Here is a 5,318-nt window from a genome sequence, read left to right on the forward strand (position 1 = left end):
GTCCCATCCAGATACTGCATCAGGGCGCAGACCAGATGGTAGAAGATGCTCGCCGGCACGTCGGTCGCCAGTGAGCGGCCGCGCTCGTCGATGCGGTCGATCCACAATCCAAGCGGAGCCGGGTCGATGTGCCAGCGGAACAGTCGGCCGACACGCGCCTCGATCTCGGGTTTGAGGTCGGGCCCGCCAGAGCCGTCGAGCGCGATCGCCGCCTTTATGGCTTCGGCTTGCGGCCAGCTGCGCGAGACCGTGTCGAGCGGCAGGCCCTGGCGTGAGACGGCGCCGTAGGAAAGGCCGGTGGCGCGGTTGAGGCCATTCGCGACGGCCGAGGCATAGAGCTTGCGAGCGAAGGCGGTGAGTTCGGTCTGGCCGCTGCGGGCGGCGAAATCGACGAGCAGCGAGGCCCATTCGAAATGATGGCCGGGCTCGGTCCAGGCGCCCTTCTCGCCGGCCACCGGTTTCCAGCCGTCGTCGAAATATTCGCCCAGCGTCCAGCTGTCGGCATCGAAGAAATGACTGCGGAAAAGGTCGATGATGCGTGAGGCGCGGCGCAGATAGGCGCGCTCGCCGGTTGCCTGGTGCCAGGCGAGGAAGGCCTCGAGCAGATGCATATGCGGGTTGGAGCGGCGCTCGCCCTCGCCATCAGACGTTTCCAGGAAGCCGGTCATGCGGCTGTCCTCGAGATGGGCGTCGAGGAAGGCGAAGGTCTCCTCCCCCAGCCGCAAGGCGTCGGGATGGCCGGAGATATGGGCGTGCGCCAGCGCCAAGAGCACGCAGGAATGATCGTAAGCGTCCTCGACCGGGTCGGCGACCGAGCCGTCGATATTGAGCGTGCGCACCCAACCGCCCCGATCGGTGCGGCCCCTGCCCGCCATGAAGTCGATGCCATGCGCGATCAGCCGATCGGCGGGGCCGTCCCAGCCGCGCTCCTTGGCGACAGCGAAGGCGTAGACCTGGCGCGCCTGCGTGCGCATGCGCTTCGGCTTCATCAGCGGCGAGGCATCGAAGCCGAGCGCCTCGTGGAAGCCGCCATGCCGCTCGTCGACGCCTGACGTCGACCACAGCGGCAGCGTCTCGTCGAACAGCCAGTGGTGGACGCGCTGGCGCCAGGCGCCGCTTTCGATGACGCGGTCATGCGCCGGCGTGAATCTCGTCTCGAGCCGGCCGGATTTCTCCAGTTGCTCGACGATCTTCTTGACGTGCTGGCTACGGCTGACCGGCGCGACGAAGGTGGCATCGGCCGTCGAAACGATGGCGACGTCCTTCATGCCGATGGCCGAGAGAAGCCGGCCGTCGCCGCGGATGTAGGAATTCTCGCAATCGATGGCGACGACATCGCCGACGATGACGTTGCCGTCCTTGTCGGAGGGGCCGACATCGAGCAGCGACTGCCAGGAGCCGAGGTCGTTCCAGCGGAAGCCGGCCGGCACCATGGCGATGTCCCTCGCCCGCTCCATGATGGCATAGTCGATCGAGATCGAGGGAATCTCGGAATAGAGCTCCAGCGGCATATAGAGGCCGGAAAGATCGCTGGTCGCCGCCTTGTAGGCCGCTTCGGTCGCCTGCCAGATATCGGGCGCCAAGGCAGCAAACGCATCGCGCATGGCGCCGGCGCGGAACAGGAAGATGCCGGTGTTCCAGTAGAAGGTGCCGGCATCGAGATAGGTCCGCGCAGTGGCGAGATCGGGCTTCTCGACGAAGCGCGAGACGTCGAACACTGCGCCCCTATCGGCCGCGACCTCGATATAGCCATAGCCGGTTTCGGGCTGCGCCGGCTTGAGACCGAACACCACCAGGCGCCCGGAGTTGGCCGCCGCCGCGCCCGCCTCGATGCTCAGCCAGAATTGGCGCGGTGTCGATATCTCGTGGTCGGACGGCACCACCAGCACCAGCTCGTCGCCATATTCGGCCAGCGTGCGCAGACTGGCCAGCGCGACTGCGGCCGCGGTGTTGCGCCCCGTCGGCTCGAACAGCGGGCCGCCGCCGGCCAGTTCCAAGCCGGCAAGGTCGGCATGAACGCGCTCGGCATGGCGCTCGGAAGCGATCAGGAAGATCGGCGTTTCTCCGCCGGGCCTCGCCGCCAGCCGGCGCAAGGTCCTGGCCAGCATCGAGCCGTCGCCGGAAAAATCATGGAACTGCTTGGGGTTGTCCTCGCGCGACAGCGGCCAGAGCCGCGAGCCGACGCCGCCGCTCATGACGAAACTGACGATACGCTGGCTCATTCGGATCTCGCTCGGGAGTTGATCGATATAAGTAGCATACCTGCTTTTAGGCGGTGTTTATCCGATTCGAAATCCGCGAAGGGCCAAGACACGGAGTGCAGCTATTGGGCCAAACTCCGAGCACGGGTTGGAGACCGGACCGATCGTACAAGCTTTTGGGTCTCTGTTGCCAGGCGGCGAAATCCGAAGCTTTCGAACCGCGTTTGGTGAAAGCAAAAGAAATGCGACACAAGGGCAGCCATTCCCGCTTGCAGGATCGGAAAGTGGCGGCTATAAGCCCGCCGTCTGGTCACGGAGTGTAGCGCAGTCTGGTAGCGCACATCGTTCGGGACGATGGGGTCGCAGGTTCAAATCCTGCCACTCCGACCAGAAAAAACAATGGGTTAGCGATTTGGTATTTCCGCTACCCCACAGATATCCCCACAGAATGGATCGACAGGCGTTTCCACTGCTCAGCACGGCGTCGCGACGCTGGCAGTCGATTGACTTGGAAGAGGACCGTAAGGGTCAGTCGGCTATTCGTCCGAAGTCTCCCGATGCAGACTGAGTGCGGTCGGGCAGCAACGGTCCATCGGCTGCGCAAGACGATTCGATCAACCTGCGACGGCAGCTGTCTGAGATCCGGCCGTAAGGACGGTGGCGTCAGCCCGATGATGTCGTCGTCGGCAGGGGTCTTCCTCCGGCTGAGGGGACGGCGTCATCCTCTTCCTCACGTCGGCGCAAGATCGGCTCCTCAGGAAAGTGCGGTTCGCCATCAATGGTGATCGGATGCGGCAGGACGCCGTGCTCAGCCATTCGCAGCACGTCCTCTTTGAGCACCCCCAGCAAGTCGGCGACTTCTGTAACTGTCAAATATTTGCTTTCATTATGTTCGTCCGACCCGCATTCGGCCTCGCTACGACAAACTCGTCAAACCTTACTTGCGCGATACTATGGGATAAGACGGATTAATTTGCCTTCAGTCAGTTCGCATCCTTCGTATGTCGAGAGGCTCCTAATCCTGTCCCTCTACGATCCCAGTGGGCCTAGAGTGCCGATGAACGGCGCAGTCACCCTGGCGCCAACGCCTGGGCCGGCTCGCGCACCAGCGCCCATGGCTGCGACTGCCCTATGTGAATGAGCTGACAGGATGAAGGCACCGGAGGAGCGGTGTCCCATGCGCAGGCGCAATCCTGCTCACGAGGTCAGTCTAGGTTCAGCCTTTGCGAACCTATCGCCTTGAGGCACTGGGCGAAGAAAACGGCGGTGAAGCGTCCGCGTGACAACTTGTTGCGAATGTTGGGCACTTTCTCCTCTACGCCGATGGCAGCCAACTTATCGGCGAGGTCGGCGTAGCTGAGGCCCCGGAGCTTTAGCTCAGCCTTCAACACACCACTTATCAGCCGCTCCCACTCGGTTTCGGTCACCCAAACATTCTCCAGCAAAAAAATCTTGCGCGGCCCATTGAAGTCATCTTTTCGGTACTTATGTATCGGAAACAGTACTAACGCACTGTTTTTGATTAACGACTGCCTTTACAAAGGAACCCACGACATGACCTTCGACCAAACAACGGCAAACGTGCTGGACCTGCATTAGGACGACGAGAATCCCCACGCCCTCAAGCCAACGATCGAAACCCTGCAACGTGCAGCAACCCTGATGGCGGACGCCGGCTACAAAGCCCCGCAAGTCTACCATCACATCGTGGGCCAATACGAACGGATGACTCGCTCCTAACATACATAGCGATCTGGCAGCAGAAATCCACGGCGCCCAAGCTGCTCTCTCCACAGGACTTTTTTAACAATGACTGAACCATTCGATCCTTCCATCTCGAGCTCTGACTATCTGGCTTTGGCGTGTGAGCGCCAGCGTGCCGGAACATCCAAGCTGATCGAGGAACTCGCGTGGATGCTGGACTGGGATGGCTACGACTGCGGCCTCAACAGGGAGCATGTCGCCATCCTGACAGATCCACCCAACTGGAGCGCCGCTGTGCGCGATGAGAACAGGAAACCCAGGGTCTTTCTGGACGCCCGGATCAACCAGAAGGGCAATGCGGAAATCAACTGGGCGCGAGGTGACCACAGCATCCTGTATGATGAAGACTTTCTTGCAAGGTATGCGGCCTCGGCCCGATCCTATGACTCGGTCCCGTCGCGGGGTCTTGGGGAGCTGATGTGGTGGAGGGGCTATGAGCAGCTGGTCAGCAATGTCACTATTCGGAAATCGTCGGCGGCCACGGCCTCAACGAGCTCGCGTCCTTTCTTGGCCGGCAGGTGACACTGGTCGGGGCTATGAGGCTCAGCTTCACTTACCAAGTTAACGGTGGCCTCGCCTCGGTTGACTTCGTGCCGACCATTCCGTTCGATCGCCTGCAGGAGATGATGCAGGAGCGCGGTAGGCGGACGGCGGCAAAGCTGAAAGAGGCACGGGGCCTACGCAAGGAGCGAGATGCGGACGGTTGGTCGCCGAAATGATCGCCGGCAAGGAGTATGTAACCTTGGCCGCCATCACCGAGATGAGGAAAAGATGTCAAGGACTTCGAAGGGGGCACGCCTTGTCTGGCGCGACGAAAGCAGGAAGCAAGACGGATCGTTGCGCAGCCGGGCCGGCTGGTTCATCCGCGACGGGGCGACCTTCATCAGCGCTTGCAGCGGCACTGGCGACCGCGAACGCGCTGAAAAACGGCTCGCGAGTTACATCACCGAAAAGTACCAGCCGGTCCGTGAGCGCGGTCGTGATCCCGCTACCGTCGCGATAGCTGACGCCGTTAGTGTCTACCTGACGGACGTCGCGTCCGGTCACGCCAAACCCAAAGAGACCGCCGGCCGTATGGTCGCTGTGGTGAACTGGTTCGCCGATATGACGATTGGTGACATCGACGGCAAGATTTGCCGTGACTATGCCAAAGCGCACGGGGGCGGTGCCGCCGCTAGGCGTCAGCTGGAGGACCTGCGGGCAGCGCTAAACAACTATCATCGAGAAGGCTATGTGACCTCGACGCCGGCCATCGTGCTGCCGCCAAAGTCGGCTCCAAGGGAACGCTGGCTGACCCGTGACGAGGCAGCAAGGTTGCTTCGCGCTGCCTGGCGCATGCGGCAGGCCTGGAAG

Annotated in this window: 4 protein-coding genes, 1 tRNA gene and 1 pseudogene; 3 read left to right on the top strand and 3 right to left on the bottom strand. The window is 62.0% G+C overall.

Going from position 1 to position 5,318, the window contains the following annotated elements:
- On the bottom strand, window positions 1-2,222 hold a 2,222-nt coding region (locus EOA38_RS27020; protein ID WP_127300669.1), incomplete at its 3' end, for an AGE family epimerase/isomerase.
- A gap of 292 nt (window positions 2,223-2,514) precedes the next feature.
- Between EOA38_RS27020 and EOA38_RS27025 the strand changes: the two genes are divergently transcribed.
- Window positions 2,515-2,591: transfer RNA gene (locus EOA38_RS27025), tRNA-Pro, on the top strand.
- Window positions 2,592-2,864: 273 nt separating this feature from the next.
- On the opposite strand, the gene EOA38_RS27030 is transcribed toward EOA38_RS27025, so the two are convergent.
- Together EOA38_RS27030 and EOA38_RS27035 are read right to left on the bottom strand one after the other, a co-directional pair.
- The gene (locus tag EOA38_RS27030; RefSeq protein ID WP_126095048.1) at window positions 2,865-3,074 is read right to left on the bottom strand and encodes a helix-turn-helix domain-containing protein; all 210 of its coding nucleotides are present in this window, start codon (window positions 3,072-3,074) and stop codon (window positions 2,865-2,867) included.
- A gap of 332 nt (window positions 3,075-3,406) precedes the next feature.
- Window positions 3,407-3,628, bottom strand: a complete 222-nt coding sequence (locus tag EOA38_RS27035; protein ID WP_126095049.1) for a DUF6471 domain-containing protein — start codon at window positions 3,626-3,628, stop codon at window positions 3,407-3,409.
- A gap of 382 nt (window positions 3,629-4,010) precedes the next feature.
- Here EOA38_RS27035 and EOA38_RS27040 point away from each other — a divergent pair, with 382 nt between their 5' ends.
- Window positions 4,011-4,487, top strand: coding sequence for a hypothetical protein (locus tag EOA38_RS27040; RefSeq protein WP_126095050.1), 477 nt, complete (start codon window positions 4,011-4,013; stop codon window positions 4,485-4,487).
- Window positions 4,488-4,736: 249 nt separating this feature from the next.
- Window positions 4,737-5,318, top strand: a pseudogene (locus EOA38_RS27045) (site-specific integrase); the annotation flags it as partial.

The organism is Mesorhizobium sp. M1E.F.Ca.ET.041.01.1.1 (assembly GCF_003997355.1).
Taxonomy (GTDB): domain Bacteria; phylum Pseudomonadota; class Alphaproteobacteria; order Rhizobiales; family Rhizobiaceae; genus Mesorhizobium.

What these genes read in the sequence shown, in the direction of transcription:
- EOA38_RS27040 (WP_126095050.1), top strand. Translation starts at nt 4,011, where the DNA reads ATGACTGAACCATTCGATCCTTCCATCTCGAGCTCTGACTATCTGGCT.